This window comes from Stappia sp. P2PMeth1 (assembly GCF_900185735.1).
Lineage (GTDB): Bacteria > Pseudomonadota > Alphaproteobacteria > Rhizobiales > Stappiaceae > Stappia.
The window spans coordinates 124,984-141,805 of the sequence record NZ_FYAW01000017.1 but is presented as its reverse complement, the minus strand read 5'-3'; the positions used below and the strand labels follow the sequence as shown (position 1 = coordinate 141,805).

At 66.1% G+C, this 16,822-nt stretch carries 12 protein-coding genes; 7 read left to right on the top strand and 5 right to left on the bottom strand.

The genetic code is table 11. The annotated features are described in order from the left end of the window. Window positions 1-103: 103 nt before the first annotated feature. Window positions 104-1,777, bottom strand: coding sequence for a dihydroxy-acid dehydratase (ilvD, locus tag P2PM1_RS09600; protein ID WP_186398904.1), 1,674 nt, complete (start codon window positions 1,775-1,777; stop codon window positions 104-106). Between the two features lie 363 nt (window positions 1,778-2,140). After that, window positions 2,141-3,181 (bottom strand): LysR family transcriptional regulator, encoded by a 1,041-nt coding sequence (locus P2PM1_RS09595; protein WP_186389690.1) that lies wholly within the window; start codon window positions 3,179-3,181, stop codon window positions 2,141-2,143. Window positions 3,182-3,725: 544 nt separating this feature from the next. Between P2PM1_RS09595 and P2PM1_RS09590 the strand changes: the two genes are divergently transcribed. The 7 genes from P2PM1_RS09590 (at window position 3,726) to P2PM1_RS09560 (ending at window position 12,336) form a co-directional block, all read left to right on the top strand. Beyond that, window positions 3,726-4,874: an acyl-CoA dehydrogenase family protein gene (locus tag P2PM1_RS09590; RefSeq protein WP_186398903.1), complete on the top strand. Its 1,149-nt coding sequence runs from the start codon at window positions 3,726-3,728 to the stop codon at window positions 4,872-4,874. Between the two features lie 310 nt (window positions 4,875-5,184). Continuing rightward, a complete protein-coding gene (locus tag P2PM1_RS09585) occupies window positions 5,185-5,457 on the top strand; it encodes an acyl carrier protein (protein WP_186389692.1) in 273 nt (90 codons plus the stop codon). Between the two features lie 43 nt (window positions 5,458-5,500). Further along, window positions 5,501-7,222, top strand: a complete 1,722-nt coding sequence (locus P2PM1_RS09580) for a B12-binding domain-containing radical SAM protein (RefSeq protein ID WP_186398902.1) — start codon at window positions 5,501-5,503, stop codon at window positions 7,220-7,222. A gap of 148 nt (window positions 7,223-7,370) precedes the next feature. After that, window positions 7,371-8,411: a hypothetical protein gene (locus P2PM1_RS09575; protein ID WP_186398901.1), complete on the top strand. Its 1,041-nt coding sequence runs from the start codon at window positions 7,371-7,373 to the stop codon at window positions 8,409-8,411. Window positions 8,412-8,424: 13 nt separating this feature from the next. Beyond that, window positions 8,425-9,435, top strand: a complete 1,011-nt coding sequence (locus tag P2PM1_RS09570; protein ID WP_186398900.1) for a 3-oxoacyl-ACP synthase III family protein — start codon at window positions 8,425-8,427, stop codon at window positions 9,433-9,435. Beyond that, window positions 9,432-10,508, top strand: a complete 1,077-nt coding sequence (locus P2PM1_RS09565; RefSeq protein WP_186398899.1) for an enoyl-CoA hydratase/isomerase family protein — start codon at window positions 9,432-9,434, stop codon at window positions 10,506-10,508. Before P2PM1_RS09570 ends, P2PM1_RS09565 begins: the two co-directional genes overlap by 4 nt. A gap of 253 nt (window positions 10,509-10,761) precedes the next feature. Continuing rightward, window positions 10,762-12,336: an MFS transporter gene (locus P2PM1_RS09560; protein WP_186398898.1), complete on the top strand. Its 1,575-nt coding sequence runs from the start codon at window positions 10,762-10,764 to the stop codon at window positions 12,334-12,336. A 155-nt stretch (window positions 12,337-12,491) separates the two neighbouring features. On the opposite strand, the gene P2PM1_RS09555 is transcribed toward P2PM1_RS09560, so the two are convergent. From P2PM1_RS09555 to P2PM1_RS09545, 3 genes are all read right to left on the bottom strand, one after another. Continuing rightward, on the bottom strand, window positions 12,492-13,265 hold the full coding sequence (locus tag P2PM1_RS09555) for a 2OG-Fe(II) oxygenase (protein ID WP_186398897.1): 774 nt from the start codon (window positions 13,263-13,265) through the stop codon (window positions 12,492-12,494). A 155-nt stretch (window positions 13,266-13,420) separates the two neighbouring features. Continuing rightward, window positions 13,421-15,322, bottom strand: coding sequence for an IucA/IucC family siderophore biosynthesis protein (locus P2PM1_RS09550; RefSeq protein WP_186398896.1), 1,902 nt, complete (start codon window positions 15,320-15,322; stop codon window positions 13,421-13,423). A 12-nt stretch (window positions 15,323-15,334) separates the two neighbouring features. After that, the gene (locus tag P2PM1_RS09545) at window positions 15,335-16,696 is read right to left on the bottom strand and encodes a lysine N(6)-hydroxylase/L-ornithine N(5)-oxygenase family protein (RefSeq protein WP_186398895.1); all 1,362 of its coding nucleotides are present in this window, start codon (window positions 16,694-16,696) and stop codon (window positions 15,335-15,337) included. Window positions 16,697-16,822 lie beyond the last annotated feature (126 nt).

Here is a 16,822-nt window from a genome sequence, read left to right as displayed (position 1 = left end):
CCCCCCCTGGGGCTGAGGTGGGGGCTGGGGCTGGGCTGGGCCGAGCCGAGGCTGAGGCGGGTGGACGAGCGGGGGCCGAGCCGAAGTTCGGGCCGGCGGCGCCCTACCCGGTCACCGCGCCCTTGTTGGCGGGCCGCGCCAGTTGCGCGAACTTGCCGAGCACGCCGCTGCGGTAGCGCGGCTCCGGCTGGCGCCAGTTGGCGCGGCGGCGGGCCAGTTCCTCGTCGTCCACCTCGAGCTGCAGCAGTTGGCGCGAGGCATCGATGGTGATCGTGTCGCCCTCCTCCACCAGGGCGATGGTGCCGCCCTCATAGGCTTCCGGCGTGACATGGCCGACCAGCATGCCCCAGGAGCCGCCCGAGAAGCGGCCGTCGGTGATCAGCCCGACATCGGCGCCAAGGCCGCGGCCGATGATCGCCGAGGTCGGGGCCAGCATTTCCGGCATGCCCGGGCCGCCGCGCGGGCCGAGATAGCGCAGCACCAGCACGTCGCCGGGGCGGATGCGGTCGGACAGGATCGCGTCCATCGCCGACTGCTCGTCGTCGAAGACGCGGGCCGGGCCGGTGATCGAGGTCGACTTCAGGCCGGTGATCTTGGCGACGGCCCCGTCTTCGGCGAGGTTGCCGCGCAGCACCGCCAGATGGCCCTCGCGATAGAGCGCCTTGTCGATCGGCAGGATGACGTCCTGGTCGGCGGAGGGTTCGTCCGGCACATGCGCCAGTTCCTCGGCCAGCGTGCGCCCGGTGACGGTCATGCAGTCGCCATGCAGCAGGCCGGCATTCAGCAGGATCTTCAGCACCTGCGGAATGCCGCCGGCCTTGTGCAGGTCGACCGCCATGTATTTGCCCGAGGGTTTCAGGTCGCAGATCACCGGCACCTTGCGGCGCACCCGCTCGAAATCGTCGAGCGTCCACTCGACCTCGGCGGCGTGACAGATGGCGAGGTAATGCAGCACCGCGTTGGTGGAGCCGCCGGTTGCCATCACCAGGGTGATGGCGTTCTCGACGCTCTCGCGGGTGACGATGTCGCGCGCCTTCAGCCCCTTCTTCACCGCCTCGACGAGGACGCGGGCGGACTCGGCGGTGGACTCGAACTTCTCCTGGTCGATATTGGCCATGGTCGAGGAATAGAGCAGCGACATGCCGAGCGCCTCGAAGGACGAGGCCATGGTGTTGGCGGTGTACATGCCGCCACAGGCGCCGGTGGTCGGACAGGCGTTGCGCTCGATGCCCTCGAAATCCTCCTCGCTCATGCGGCCGGCCTTGATGGCGCCGACCGCCTCGAAGGCGGAGATCACCGACAGGTCCTGGCCCTTCCACTTGCCCGGCTTGATCGTGCCGCCATAGACATAGACCGCCGGCACATTGGCGCGGACGATGCCGATCATGCCGCCGGGCTTGTTCTTGTCGCAGCCGCCGATCACCAGCACGCCGTCCATCCACTGGCCCTGCACCGTCATCTCGACACAGTCGGCGATCACCTCGCGCGAGATCAGCGAGTATTTCATGCCCTCGGTGCCCATCGACATGCCGTCGGAAATGGTGGGCACGCCGAAGAGCTGCGGATTGGCGCCCGCCTCCTTGATCGCCTTCACCGCCACGTCGGCAAGCGGCTGCAGGCCGGCATTGCAGGGCGTGATCGTCGAATGCCCGTTGGCAATGCCGATCATCGGGTTGTCGAAATCTTCCTTGGTATAGCCGAGGCCATAGAACATGGCCCTGTTCGGCGAACGCTCGATCCCTTGCGAAATCGTCTTCGAACGCTCGTTATATGCCACCCGCAATCCTCCCTGGACATCCCGCGGCGCCGGTCCGCCGCCGTCCCGGCCCTCCCGCGGGCCGGCTCCCGATCCAGATGCGCACCGCCGGTCCGGCCGGACTTGCCGGAACAGTGCCGGAGATCGGCGCAACCGCCTCAAATCCCACGCTGTTTCCCATCCGGATAAGGTGTGCCCATCAGCCTCCAGGCGACGGTATCGCCTCGTCATTCATTTCAGAAATATATTTCTGAGAGAGTATTAAGACGTTTTTCGACCTAATCGCGCTGCGTTCCGCCCCCGCCGACAGCGGCGGCGCCGACCCTCCCGAGCCGGCGCCCCCGTGTGCTGCTTGCGCGTTCGAACTGCAAAAGGGCGGCCGCTTCAGTCGATCCGGCCGGCGTGACCGTGGCCCTGGCCGTTGAGGTCGTGGCGGGCCTGCACCATCGCCGCCTCGGGCAGGCCGAGACCGGGAGCGCCCCCGCCCCGGCCCTGGCCGATCCCGCCGTCCTCGTCGCCGGCATGTTCGCCGAGGCCGCGGGCGATCTCGACCAGGCGCAGCACCGTCGGCGAGGGGTCCTCCTTGCGCCAGACGAGGCCGGTCTCGATCACCGGCGGCTTGCCCTCCAGGCCGACATAGCGCACCCCCATGCGGCCCAGCCGGCGCAGCGAGCCGGGCACCAGCGCGAACCCCATCCCGGCCGAGACCAGGCTGATGATGGTCTGCATCTGGATGGCTTCCTGGCCGATGACCGGCTCGATGCCATGGGACGCGAAATAGGTGGTGATGATGTCGTGGAAGGCCGGGGCCGAGCGCCGCGGGAACAGCACCAGCGGCTCCTCGGCGACATCCTCGATCTTCAGCCGGCCGCTGACGATCTCCACGCGCCCGGCCCGCACCCACTCCTCCGGCACCGCCGCCACCAGCGGCTCGTGCAGCAGCGGCAGGTAGGACAGCGAGGCATGCAGGGTCTGGTGCATGGGGATGATCAGGCCGGCATTGATCTCGCCCTGCATCAGGGCCTCGACCTGCAGGTCGCTGGTCATCTCCTTCAGCGTCACCTTCACCTCCGGATAGGTGGCGCCATAAAGGCTGATCAGTTCGGGAAGCAGGTTGTAGTCGGCGGTCGTCACGAAGCCGAGCTTGAGCGAGCCGATCTCGCCGCGGGCGAGCTGACGCGCCAGCGCCGGCAGGGCCTCCACCTCCTGCAGCAGCTTGCTCACATGCGACAGAAGGTGCTCGCCGACCGGGGTCAGCGCCACGTTCCGCTTCGTCCGCTTGAACAGCGTGACGGACAATTCCTCCTCCAACGCCAGAATGGCCTGACTGAGCGGAGGTTGCGTCATACAGAGCCGCTCCGCGGCCCTGCCGAAATGCAACTCCTCCGCAACCGTTACAAAGAACTTGAGCCTTCTCAGATTCATTGCTTGCCTTCTGCTCCCTAGGATTGGCCGATTTTTGCTGTCCCCAAAAATTCGAACGCAAACCTTTATATGGCAAAAATATATATTTCTCGACACGAACGGAAAGTTGTATTTCGGTTGTAATTAAAATTAGTTTCTCGTCCTACGCGATAGTGCAATAAAGGAACTAGTTTTTGTCGCCAAGAAGGCCGAAACGGGAGGGCATCATGACATATGAATTTCATATCTGTACCACCGAGAACTCGACCTTAAGCTTGCGATACGAGTAGTCGCCTCGCTCCTGTCACGATTACCAATGTTGTTTTCGTCAGCGAGCAACACCCGCCGCGGGCACGACCCGGCTCCGCGGAGGCGCCGGCACGGGCCGGGTTTCGCGCCCGCGCCTTTCCCGACGACCCGTCCCCGCCATCCAACCACCTGCCGGGGCGGCGCGCAAACGGCACGCCCCGCAAGGCATCGGCCGCCGGGCCCTATCGCACCACCCCGACGCAAACCCCGACGCAAACCCCCAACGCAAAACCCCGACGCAAAACGAGGAGCGCAGATGGACTTCAGCTTCACTCCCGAGCAGGAGGCCTTCAAGGAGAAGGTCGTCCGCTTCGCCAAGGACGAGCTCAACGAGGGCGACCTCAAGCAGCGCGATGCCGAGTGCATCCTCTCGCGCGACCTGTGGCGCAAGATCGCCGGCTTCGGCATCCTCGGCCTGCCCTTCGAGAAGGTCTATGGCGGCGCCGAACAGGACATCATCACCACGGTGCTGGCGATGGAGGCGCTCGGCTACGGCTGCCGCGACAACGGCCTGCTGTTCAGCATGAACGGCCAGATGTGGACCGTGCAGATGCCGATCGCCCAGTTCGGCACGCCGGAGCAGAAGGAGAAGTATCTGCGCGGGCTGATTTCCGGCGAGCTGATCGGCGCCCACGGCATCACCGAGGCCGAGGCCGGCTCCGACGTGATGAGCCTCGGCACCACCGCGACCCGCGACGGCGACCACTATGTGCTGAACGGCGCCAAGGTGTTCTGTACCAACGGGCCGGTCGCGGATGTCTTCGTCATCTTCGCCACCGTCGACAAGAGCGCCGGCTCGCTCGGCCTCACCGGCTTCGTCGTCGACCGCGACACGCCGGGCCTGACGGTCAGCCCGAACCGCCGCAAGATGGGGCTGCGCACCTCGCCGATGGCCTGGCTGACGCTGGAGGACTGCCGCGTGCCGGTTGCCGCGCGCATCGGCAAGGAGGGCCAGGGCGGGCGCATCTTCAACAACTCGATGGAGTGGGAGCGCAGCTCGATCCTCGCCAATCTCGTCGGTGCGATGGAGCATCAGGTCGAACAATGCGTCGCCCATGCCAACAAGCGCACCCAGTTCCGCAAGCCGATCGGCAAGTTCCAGTCGGTGTCCAACCGCATCGTCGACATGAAGCTGCGGCACGAGACCTCGCGGCTGCTGCTCTACAAGGTCGCTTGGCTGAAGAAGACCAAGGGCAGTTGCCCGATGGAGGCGGCGCTCGCCAAGCTCTACCTGAGCGAGGCCTGGGTCGCCTCCTGCCAGAACTCCGTCGTCATCCATGGCGGCTACGGCTACATGGCCGATTACGAGGTGGAGCGCGACTTCCGCGATGCGGTCGGCAGCCTGCTCTATTCCGGCACCTCGGACATCCAGCGCACCATCGCCGCCCGCGCCCTCGGCCTGTGAGGGGCGCCCGTCCGGCCTCCGCGCCGGACGGGGCCGCACTCGCCGCCCAAAGCCCGCCTGTCACTTCTGCGGATATCGCCTGCTGGAATACATATAACTCAATAGAAATTCAGTAATACCGACGATATTGACTTGCCATATTTGCTCAATAAGCTCCTTCCGTTAGGAAAATTTCCCAAATTTCAAAGACTATCTTTTCAGTCACTGTGCATATCACAAGGGCGAGACTGCAAAAGCGGCCGCCCGAACGGAGTTGCCAACCGTCGCCGTGTCCCATGCCGGGCGCGCGACAGCCTGAGGAGGAAGGCTCGTGACTGCAATCGACCTGATGAGCGTACACAACACCCTGCTCGCCTATCTGCTGGAAAATTCGGGCGTCAACGTCTCGGGCGGCATCGACCCGGAAGAGAACCTGCTGGACAGCGGCATTCTCGACTCGCTCGGCATCGCCGAGATCACCGAATACATGGAGAAGGAATTCGCCATCGTCATCGACGAGGACGAGATCACCTCGCAGAACTACAAGACGCTCAGCGCGCTCTCCGGTTTCTGTCACAGCAAGATCACGTCGGCCGCGGCGTAAGGACCCTGTCCTTCCCTGCCACGGCGTCCGAGGAATGGCGACCATGACACGCATCAAGGCTGACCTGATCCTGGTCCATGCACCGGCGATCTTCGACTTCCGCAACCGGGACGACTTCGTGCTCGGCTGGTATGCCAGCCAGGAGAGCAGCAACGTCACCCCGATCTTCGAAATGCACCCGCTCGGCTTCCTGTCGATCAAGAGCTTCCTGGCCGAGCGCGGGCTGGACGTGAAGATCGTCAACCTGGCCTCGCTGATGCTGAAGCATCCGACGCTCGACGTGGAGAAGCTGTTCCAGCATCTCGACGCCCCCGCCTTCGGCATCGACCTGCACTGGCTGCCGCATTGCCAGGGCTCGATCGAGGTCGCCGGGGTGCTGAAGAAGGTGCATCCGGAGAGCTTCGTCGTCTTCGGCGGCATCGTCTCCACCTATTATGCCCGCGAGATGATGCAGTATCCGCAGATCGACGGCGTCATCCGCGGATACGACACGCTGGAGCCGCTGGCGGACCTCGTCGGCCAGCTCAAGCGCGGCGTGCGCGGGCGCCTCGACGTCCAGAACATGGTCTACAAGGACAAGGGGGAAGTCGTCGACAACGGCCATTCCTACACGCCCGACGTGCTCAACGACGTGGCGATCGACTGGTCGAAGATGTTCCCCAAGACCGATAACCTGCTGAACATGCCGAACCTGATGGTGCTGCCGAACACCGGCTGCCAGCAGAGCTGCGGCTGGTGCTCGGGCTCGCGCTGGGCCTATCAGCGGATGATGAATGTGGAGAAGAAGACCGTCTTCCACCGCCGCTCGGAGCAGCTCGCGCGGGAGATCACCACCTTCCCCAAGACCGAGTCGCCGCTCAGCGTCTACACGCTGCAGGCCTATTCGGAATCGGCCCCGCGCCTGCTCTCCTACCTGGAGGCGGTCAACGACAGCGGCGTCGTCAGTTCGGTTTCCTTCGAGCAGTTCCGCCTGACCAAGCCCTCGGTGCTCAAGCAGATGGCCGAGGTCGCGCCGAACCTCGACATCTATATCAACCTGTCGCCGCAGTCGCATGACGTGGAGATCAGCCGGCTGACCGGGCGCGGCACCTATACCAACGAGGAGATGGAGGACTGGATCGCCGCCGCGCTCGATGTCGGCATCAAGGGCTTCTATCTCTGGTACACGATCGGCATGCCGAAGCAGACCCATGCCTCTGTCATGGAGACGGTCGCCTATTCGCGCCGGCTGATGCAGCGCTTCCCGAACGACAAGGTGATCCCGACGATCTTCGGCATGGTGCCGTTCCTCGATCCGGGCTGCCAGTGGTTCGAGCAGCCCGAAGAGCACGGCTACACGGTGTTCCACCGCGATCTTGAATCCCATCGCAAGTCGCTCACCCAGCCGCGCTGGCGCGACGCGATGAACTACGAGACCAAGTGGATGAAGCGCGACGAGTTCCTGCCCAGCATGTACGAGGCGATGCAGGTCATGGCCAACGACAAGGCGGAATTCGGCCGCATCACCAAGCGCTCGATCAGAATCGTCAACGACCGCATCGACCACCTGCGCCACCTCACCGGCTCCATCGACCGGGCCTATGAGCTCGACGGCGGCCTGCCTGCCTCGCTGCGCCAGGAGATCGGCCGGCACAACGACGAGATCCTCTCCTACGCGGCCGATGTCGCGCTGGTGAAGAAGCCGCTGTCGGGCCGCTGGTACGACGATCACACGGTGCCGGCGGAGATCATCGAGGCCTGCACCGGCACCGCCCGGGCCGCCTGAGCGGGCCCCTTTCGAAGGGCCGACCGAGCGGCCCCGCGCCCCCACCGGCCGCGCCGCCCTTCCCGACCTTGCCCGCCGGCCGTCAGGCCTTGCGGGCAAGCGGCCGGCGGCGCGGCGCGCCCCTCTCTCCCAGCCAGGAGCCGGAGCCATGACCCGCGACAGCGCCAGAGACAGCATTAGAGACAGCATCAGAGACCACTCCACAGAACCCGTCGGCCTGCTTGCCGCCGCCCACCATCTGCCCGAGCGCATCTGCACGCTCGACGAGATCGTCGCCCGCGAGACGGGGCCGGTCGATGTCACCGCCGCCGCACGGCTCGGCGTCGGCAGCGTCCATGTCTTCGAAGGCGAGAGCCCGACCGACATGGCCCTTGCCGTGTCGCGCAAGGTGCTGGAGGCGGCCGGCCTCTCGCCCCTCGACCTCGATGCGATCATCGACTTCTCGATGATGCCGCAGCGCTATGTCGAGCCGGCCTGGTCGATGAGCAACGAGCTGCAGGCGGAGCTCGGCGCCAAGCGCGCCTTCACCCTCGGCTATAGCGGCGGCCATTCGTCGAACCTGCATGCGGCGATCAAGTTCGCCCGCGCGCTGATCCTCGCCAATGACGACGTCAACCGGGTGCTGCTGGTCGCCGCCGACCAGGCGATTGCCGGCAACCGGGTGATCGCCGGTCTGGACGCCCCGCTCACCGTGCTGGGGGATGGGGCCAGCGCCGTCATCGTCGCGCGCGGGGCGGGCCGCGCCGCCATCCTCGGCACCGCCCTGCGCTCGACCGGCGCGCTGCACGACGTGCTCAACATTCCCGGCGGCGGCATGAAGCACCCGACCCGGCTCGACCTCTACCGGCTGACGCTGGATGCGGCCAAGCATGACCGCGCCGACCGCACCAATGAGCTCAAGGGGCTGGTCGACAGGCTGCTCGCCCGCCACGGACTGTCGGGGGGCGACATTTCCCGCACCATCACCGCCAACATCTCGGCGGCGGACGCACAGGCCGTCGGCGACAGCCTTTGCACCGGCGCGCGGCTGGTGCCGGCGGGCTTTGCCTCGCGCGGCCACCTGCACGGCTCGGACCTCGTCCTCAACCTGCTGGAACTGGAGGAGGAGGCGCCGCCCGCCGGCAGCCATGTGCTGCTGGCCACCCATGGCCACGGCTTTCTCTACGGCGCCACCTTGCTGCAATACTGACAGGGAGATCCAGATGGACCACGTCGGCATCCTTTCCGAAGCCTTCTACCTGCCGCCCGACAAGAAGCTGGTGGCGGACGTCTTCCGCGACGAGGACGTGCCCTTCGGCACCCTGTCGAAGAACATCGACTTCCAGCGCGACATCGGCATCCACGACATCCATGTCACCGACGAGTTGCCCTCGGTGCTGGCGGTCGAGGCCGCGCGCCGCGCCCTCGACCAGGCCGGGGTGGCGCCCGGTGAGGTCGACCTCGTCGTCGACTTCACCTCGATCCCGGAGGACTATGTCGGGCCGACCTGGTCGGCTGCCGGCCTCGTGCAGCAGGAGCTGGGGCTGGACAATGCCTTCGCCACCGCCGTCAACACCGGCGGCTGCGCCAGCTATCATCTGGCGCTGAAGACCGTCGTCTCCTTGATGCTCGCCGACGACGACGTCACGACGGCGCTGCTCTTTGCCGGCGACCGCACGCCGGACCTCAACAAGACCTATTACCCGATCACCGTGGCGAGCGACGGCGGCAGCGCCCTGGTGCTGCGCAGGAACGCGACCCGCGCGCGCATCCTCGGCGTCGAGACCATCTCCATCGGCCGGCTGCACGACGTATGGTATGTGCCGGGCCTGCAGAACCGCCAGCCGAACGAGGAAGTGACCGAACGGCTGCTGCACATGTATGCCAAGATGGACAAGTTCAACGAGGGCGTCATCCCGATCAACTTCCGCATGTTCGGCAAGGTGATGACCCAGTTGCTCGACAAGCTGGGCCTCACCTTCGACGATGTCGACTATTACGTCTATCCGACCTTCTCGACCTGGGATCAGGCCTATTTCATGAAGAAATTCGGCCTGCCGAAGGAAAAGGTCTACACCAGCGCGCTGAAGCATCGCGGCCATGTGCAGGAAAGCGACATGGTCATCAACTATGCGGAAGCGGTGGAGCAGAACCTCATCCGCACCGGCGACAAGGTGATGGTCGTCTCCAATGGCGCGGGCTTCGCCTGGTCGGCGGCCCTCATCCACCATTGAGCGCCCCCGCTCCGGACGGCGAACTTCTGGTCCGGCGACAGGGCCGCGCCGGGCGGATCACGCTGAACCGCCCCCGCGCCCTCAACCTCTTGAGCGAGGCGATGCTTGCCGGCATCGCCTCAGCCCTTCAGGATTGGCGCGCCGACCCGGCTCTTGAGCTGGTCGTCATCGATGCGGTCGGCGGGCGGGCGTTTTGCGCCGGCGGCGACATTGCCGCCGTGCATGGCCGGATCGCCCGCGGCGATATCGAGGGCGCGCGCGGCCACTGCCTTGCCGAATACCGTCTCGACCTTGCCCTGGCACGCTACCCCAAGCCCGTCGTCACCCTGATCGACGGCGTCGCCATGGGCGGCGGGCTGGGTTTCGCGCTGCACGCCAGCCATCCCATCGCCAGCGAGCGGGCGAGCTTCGCCATGCCGGAATGCGGCATCGGCTGGATCCCCGATTCCGGCGCAACGCATCTTCTCAGCTCCCTCCCCGCTCCGCTTGCCGCCTTCATCGCCCTCACCGGCGAGAAGCTCACTGCCGAGGCCGCCGCCGCGCTCGGCTTCGTGCGCTACCGGACCGCCTCGGAGCAGATGCCGGCGCTGGCCGAGGCGCTGTGCGAAGACGGCCTCGCCGCCCTGCCCGCCGCCCTGCCCGCCCCCCTGCCCGCGTCACTAACGGACTGCGCTGCTGCCCTGCCCGGCTTCGGCCCGGAGCTGGAGCACGCCTTTGCCGCTCCTGACGTGCCGGAGATCCTCGTCCGGCTGGAAAAAACCGGCGGCGAGGCTTGCGCGCGGGCGGCAAAGGCCCTCCTCAAGGCCTCGCCGCTGGCGCTGGCGCTGACCCTGGAGGCGCTCGCCCGCGCCCGCCGACACGGCGGCCTGGAGGCCGCGCTCGGGTTCGAATACGAGATAATAAGCCGGCTCATGGTCCATGCGGATTTTTCGGAAGGCATCCGCGCCGCGATGATCGACCGCGACCGCCGCCCGGCCTGGACGCATGCCGCGACACACCGCTTTTCGGCCGCCGAGCTCGCGCCGTTCCTGCCCACTGCCGGCGCGCCCTTGCCGCCGCTCGGCGAGCGTTGAAAATCAGTCGCAAAGGCACCTGAACCCTGCGGAATTATATATTTCCCCCGCTTCCGGGGGGGCTTTAGATTTCCCCTGCAAGGTGCAGAAAATCCAACAACGATACGGGGTTGCACCCGGATCGCCGTCGCTCGCGCGCGGTGTTCCGGCGCACGCCCGCCCCTTCCCGCCTTGCCGTCGTTTCACGGCATTTCGCCGAGGGAAGCCTCGTCAACCGGCGACCGTTTCCGCAAACGCATTCGGGAAACAGACAATGACCTCAGTCCAATCGACACAACGTTCCTCCTTGATGGACAACTGGCCGACGCTCGCGGTCGCCGCGCTCGGCTCGTTCCTCGTCATTCTCGACGTGACGGTGGTCGCCATCGCGCTGCCCTCCATCGAGCGGGACCTGAAGGCGAGCTTCTCCGAGCTCCAGTGGATCATCAACGCCTACAACATCGCCTATACCTCGGTGCTGATCGCCGTCGGCGCCCTGGCCGACTGGTTCGGCCGCCGCCGGGTGATGGTGATCGGCCTCGCGCTGTTCGGCGCCACCTCGCTGATCGTCGGCCTTGCCGACACGCCGACAGCCCTGATCTGGGGCCGCGTCGCGCAAGGCCTGTCGGCCTCGGCCATGCTGATCCTCGGCGTCGCGCTGATCTCCAACGCCTTCCAGGGCGCCGAGCGGGCCCAGGCCTTCGCCCTGTGGGGCGTGTCGATCGGCTGCGGCGCGGCCTTCGGCCCGATCGTCGGCGGCATTCTCGTCGACCTGTTGAGCTGGCGCTGGATCTTCCTGCTCAACGTGCCGATCGTCGCGGTGCTGATCACCCTGTGCTACTGGCGCGTGGAGGAATCCTCCGACGACAAGGCGGGCGGCCTCGACTGGCCGGGCATCCTCACCTTCACCGGCGCGCTGGCGTGCCTCTCCTATGCGGTGATCGAGGGCGGCGAGCGCGGCTGGGGCAGCAACACCATCGTCGCGGCCATGGCCGGCGCCGTGGTGCTGTTCCTGCTGTTCGTGTGGATCGAGACCAGCGTTAGGAAGCCGGCCTTCGACCTGCGCCTGTTCCGCATCCCGACCTTCACCGGCATCCAGCTCGTCTGCGTGCTCAACAGCATCACCTTCTGGGTCATGCTGGTCTACCTGCCGATCTACTTCCAGGTGGTGCATGACATGTCGGCGTCCTCGGCCGGCCTGATGCTGCTGCCGATGACGGTGCCGCTGCTGCTCGTCGCCCCGCTCGGCGCCCGCCTCGCCTCGCCGGAGCGGTTCGGCGTGCGCGGGCTGATCGCCTTCGGCTGCGCGCTGATCGCCGCCGGCTTCCTGTGGCTCGCCATCGCTCCCCCGGCCGAGGTGGTGCTGTGGGTCGTCGCCTTCGTGCTGCTCGGCATCGGCACCGGCCTCATCAACGGCGAATTGTCCAATGTCGCCACCGCCGTCGTGCCGCCGGAGCGGGCGGGCGTCGCTTCGGGCGTCAACATCACCTTCCGCCACGGCTCCTTCACCCTGTCGATCTCGGTGTTCGGCGCCATCCTGCTGTCGGCGATCACGCTGCAGCTCGGCGGCACGGGCGAGCTTGCCGCCGGGCTCGGCGACGGCCTCGCCAATACGGCGAACTTCATCGCCCGCGGCGACTTCGCCGGCGCCGTTGCCAATGCGCCGGTCGAGGTCCAGCCGGCGCTCACCGAATTCGGCCGGGCGAGCTTCGCCTCCGCCTTCTCGGTGCTGATGTGGATCGTCGCCCTGCTTTCGGTTCTTGCCATCGTCATCTCTGGTCTGATGATCCGGCGGCGCGACTTGCTGGCGGGCCCCGAGGCCCAGGCAGCCGCGGCGGCGGGCGAGTAACCGAAAGGCCGTCCGCCGCTTCAGCGGAGCCCGGTCCGCTTTGCCAAAAGCGGGCCGGGTTGCGGCGGAAGGCTCCTCCCCGAAACAAACTTAGGGCGCGTCTTCATCTCGAAGGCGCGCCCCTTTTCATTCCGGCAACAAGAGGTGGCGGAGCGTCAGCTCCAATAGGTCAGCGGCTCATCGTCGCCGCGATAGCCGACGAAGCAGGACATCGTCACCCGGCGCGCGCCGACGCCCGGCGTCACCCCGTGGATCAGCAGCGAGTTGAACAGCACCAGGTCGCCGTTCTGCGGCCGGATCACCAGCCGCGGCTCGCCCAGCACCTCGCGGTCGAGCCCGTCGCGGGTCTCCTGCTCCTTGTCCTGCTCCGGCGTCGGCTCGCTCAGCCACAGTTCCAATTCGCCCCCCTCCGGCGGCATGTCGAGATAGATGTTGACCGCGAGCTGGCCGGTCAGGTCCGACGTGCCGCTGGTCAGCATCCGCGCCAGCCGGTCGTTATGCGGCAGCATCTTGGCGCCCGGATCGATCACCCGGCAGGTGCCGACGAAGCTCTTGCGCCCGTCGATCGACTGGATGGTGGCGCCGGCCGGCCAGACCTCCTCCAGCAGCAGGCGGAAATGGTCGAGCGGCGTCAGGCTCGGATAGATCAGGTCGCGGATGCCCCAGATCGAGCGCAGCGCCTCGCTGTGATAGCGTTCGGCATTGTCCGCGTCCTTGCCGACATCGACATAGCCCATGCCGAGCCGCTTCAGCGCGTTCTGCACCTTGTAGGCCTCGAGACCCGCATCGCCGGCGACGCGGTCGGCGAAGGTGGCCGCCAGATCCTCCGGATAGAAGCCCGGCACATGGATCGCGTCGATGTTCTTGGCGATCAGCTTGCGAATGCTGTCCGCGTTAAGCTCCTTCGAAATCTCAACAGCCTTCAACATCGTATTTCCCTTCCCGGATAGGCAGAAATGACGAGCCGTTTGCTTTCGAGCAAGGATCGAAAGACGGCACGCCTCCAGTATTCCAGAGAGGGTTTCTTGTCACAAAGTCCGTTTTCATATCTGCGCAACCAGCGCGAGACAGAAGAAAACAGGCCTCAGCCGGGGCCGAGGAAATAGGTGCCGATATGCCCCATCGCCCGGCGCAGCATGCCGGGCTGCGCGCCGTCGCTGCCGCCCGTCAGCGGATTGGGCAGCGTGCCGGCATATTCGAACCCCTTGTCGGGATCGTTGGGGTCGAGAAGCTGCTGGTTGTCGCGCAGTTGCAGCCGGTTGATGCAGTTGCGCGGAAACTCCGGCACGAAGACGTCGTGGCGGGCGAACTTCTCGGCATAGTGCGGCTGCGCCGCTTGATAGGCGCGCACGCACTCGCCGACCAGCGCCCAGAACCTTGCCTCGGGCAGCACCTGCCGCTCGTCGAGGATCGCCGCCAGATGGCGGAAGTAGCAGTCGAAGACATCGGTGAAGATGCCGTCGAGCCGCACCGCATCGTCCAGCACCACGCAGTTGCGCCGCACCACCGGCGGCAGCGTCGCGCCGCTGTTGAGGATGCGCATCTCCTCGGCCAGGTCCTTCATGACGATGCGCGTCGGCGCGTCGTTCTCCAGAATGAGGATGACGTTCTCGCCATGCGGCATGAAGATGATGTCATAGGCGTAGTAGCAGTGCAGCACCGGCGCCAGATACGCCTTGAGATAGCGGCGGATCCACTCCTCCGCCCCCAGCCGCGAGCGCTCGATCAGGCTCGCCGTCAGCGCATCCCCTTGCGGATCGAGATGCAGCAGCGCTGCCATCGTCATCAGCCGCTCGCCGGGGCGGATCAGGTTGACCGGGCTTTCCCGCCACAGGGCGGCGAGCACGTGCTTGTAAGGAGAATCCGCCGCCAGCCCTTCCTCGTAATAGGGATTGCGGTAGCTGATCGTCGCCTGTTCGCAGATCAGGCAGAAGCCGTTGTCCTGCAGGTAGCGGTCGCGCGCCAGAAGGTTGCGCAGCCACTCGTTGATCTCCGGCGTCGTCTGCATGTCCTCCGGCGACAGGCCGCGTTGCAGCATGAAGCCCATGTTGAGGATCGACAGCGCCATCTTCACATAGCGCTTCGACGGCGCCGAGGCATTGAAGAAGGTGCGGATCGATTGCTGCGGCTGGTAGAGGTCGCGCGACAGGCCGAGATAGACGATGTTGCGCCGGGCGATCTCCGGGGCAAAGCTCATCGAGATGCGGTTGAACCACTGCCAGGGATGCACCGGCATGAAATAATAGCGCTCGGGGTCGAGCCCCTCGCCGGCAAGCTGCGCCCGGTAGTCGGCGACCGTCTCCGCCCCCAGTTCCTCGCTCATCAGGCGGTCGTGATCGATGCCGGCCATCGCGGTGAAGCGCGAATGCTCGCGGGAGACCGCGATCCAGACGATGGACAGCGGCCCGGCCGCCTCCGGCGCATAGAGCGGATAGTCGGCCGTGTCGAAGCCGAGCCGGCCATTGTTGGCGACGAAGGAGGGATGGCCCTCGGTCATGCCGGTCTCGATGGTCTGGAAATCGGCGCCGGCAAGGTCGGAGGCGCGGTGCGGCCTGGTCGCCGCCTTGTAGGCGCTGCCATAGAGAATGCTGCTGATCTCGTCGAGATAGACCGGCATCATCGCGTCGCGAATGCCGAGCTCGCGCTTGAACTCGATGATGAATTTCAGCGCGTCGAGCGGCGCCGGCTTGCCCCGCACCCGCTTTTCGATCGAGTGCGCGTCCACCTGCCAGTGGTCGAGCCGCATCCGCCTTGCGCGGAACGTATACTCGATGCCGAGCCCCGGCTGCTCCAGCACGTAGCGGCTGGCCGGGCCGGCGCCCGCCGGCTCAATCTCCCGGGGGCCAAGCAGCAGTTCGTGGGCGAACTCGGAGATCGCCTTGCGCACCAAGAGCCGGTTGGCCCACAGCCAGCGGTCGCTTTCCAGATGCGCCACCGCCCGCTCGTGCGGCGGCATGGTCTGCAACGCGGCGGTCATCGCGTCCATCGTCCGGCCCCGTCAACCGCCGGCCGAGACGGCGGCGGTGACCCCGTCCGCCGGCGCGGCGAAGCGCTGGAAGGCAAGGCTGCGCTCGATCGGATAATAGTCCTTGCCCAGCACCTCGCGGATGATGACCGAGTTGCGGTAGCAGGACTGGCCGAGATCCGGCGGCAGGTAGCTGTCGGCATGGATCTCCGCGTTCTGGACGAAGATCTCGCCGCCCTCCTTGTCGATGCTGCAATTGCGCGCCACCGCAAAGCGCCCCTCGCCGCACCAGTTGATGCGCTCCGAGATCGGCGCCAGATACTCCGGCACGCGGAAGCGGTAGCCGGTGCCGAGGATAAGCGCCTCGGTCTCCAGCTCGAAGGTCCGGTCCTCCTCGACCTGGCGGAAGGTGACGCGGAAGCTGTCGCTCGCCGCATCATGGGCGCAGGCCTCGACCTGCGAATTGGAGATCAGCATCATGTCGACCTCGCCGCCGAGCAGCTTGCGATAGCGCAGGTCGTAGATGTCGTTGATCAGCGACGGGTTGACGCCCTTGAAGATCGCCTGCATCGCCCGCACCAGCTCCTCGCGCTTCCCGCGCGAGAGCGAGAAGAAGTAGTCGGCATAGTCCGGCGTCGTCATCTGCAGGGTGAACTTGGTGAGTTCGCGCGGCACCAGGCGCGTCGAGCGCGTCACCCAGTTGAGCCGGTAGCCGTAGCGGTCGATGTCGCCGAGCAGGTCGTGATAGACCTCGGCCGCGCTCTGGCCCGAGCCGACCACGGTGATCGACCGCTTCTGCCGCACCGCCTCGCGGTTGCGCATATAGTCGGCGCTGTGCAGCAGCTTGTCGCGCAGCGGCTCGCAAGGCGCGGGATAGGCCGGCGACATGCCGGAGCCGAGCACGATGCGGCGCGCGCGCAGCACCTTGCGCTGGCCCATCCTGGTGTTGAGGCAGGTCACCCGGTAGTGGCCGGCCGCATCGTCATACTCGACCGCCTCCACCTCGCGGTTGAAGACGACATTGTCGAGCCGGCTCGCCGCCCAGCGGTAGTAGGTGTTGAATTCGTTGCGCAGCAGGAAGAAGTTTTCCGTGTCCAGCAGGAAGGCATAGAAGGCGTAGATCCGGCCGGTCTGCTTCAGGTAGTTGAGGAAGCTGAACGCGCTGGTCGGATCGGCCATCGTCACCAGATCGCACAGGAACGGCGTCTGCAGCGTCGCCGTTTCCAGCAGGGTTCCCTCGTGCCAGTTGAACTGGTCCTTCGCCTCCAGGAACAGGCAGTCGAGATCGCGGATCGGCTGGGTCAGGCAGGCGAGCCCGAGGTTGAACGGGCCGATGCCGATGCCGATGATGTCGAAGACCTGGCCTTCGGCGCTTTGCACGGATTGCGACGTCATTGAAACTCCTTCCGGCGACGCCAACCGGGACGCGGACGGCATCCGCGGCGGACGAAAAGACCTTAGCGACCCGGCAAAAGCAGTTGAAATATATTATATTCGGCCCATTCGGTGGCTTGGCGACTG

Coding starts and splice junctions, on each gene's coding strand:
- P2PM1_RS09570 (WP_186398900.1), top strand. CDS start 8,425: ATGGACCACGTCGGCATCCTTTCCGAAGCCTTCTACCTGCCGCCCGAC.
- P2PM1_RS09550 (WP_186398896.1), bottom strand. CDS start 15,322: ATGGACGCGATGACCGCCGCGTTGCAGACCATGCCGCCGCACGAGCGG.
- P2PM1_RS09555 (WP_186398897.1), bottom strand. CDS start 13,265: ATGTTGAAGGCTGTTGAGATTTCGAAGGAGCTTAACGCGGACAGCATT.
- P2PM1_RS09595 (WP_186389690.1), bottom strand. CDS start 3,181: ATGAATCTGAGAAGGCTCAAGTTCTTTGTAACGGTTGCGGAGGAGTTG.
- P2PM1_RS09545 (WP_186398895.1), bottom strand. CDS start 16,696: ATGACGTCGCAATCCGTGCAAAGCGCCGAAGGCCAGGTCTTCGACATC.
- P2PM1_RS09560 (WP_186398898.1), top strand. CDS start 10,762: ATGACCTCAGTCCAATCGACACAACGTTCCTCCTTGATGGACAACTGG.
- P2PM1_RS09590 (WP_186398903.1), top strand. CDS start 3,726: ATGGACTTCAGCTTCACTCCCGAGCAGGAGGCCTTCAAGGAGAAGGTC.
- P2PM1_RS09580 (WP_186398902.1), top strand. CDS start 5,501: ATGACACGCATCAAGGCTGACCTGATCCTGGTCCATGCACCGGCGATC.
- P2PM1_RS09575 (WP_186398901.1), top strand. CDS start 7,371: ATGACCCGCGACAGCGCCAGAGACAGCATTAGAGACAGCATCAGAGAC.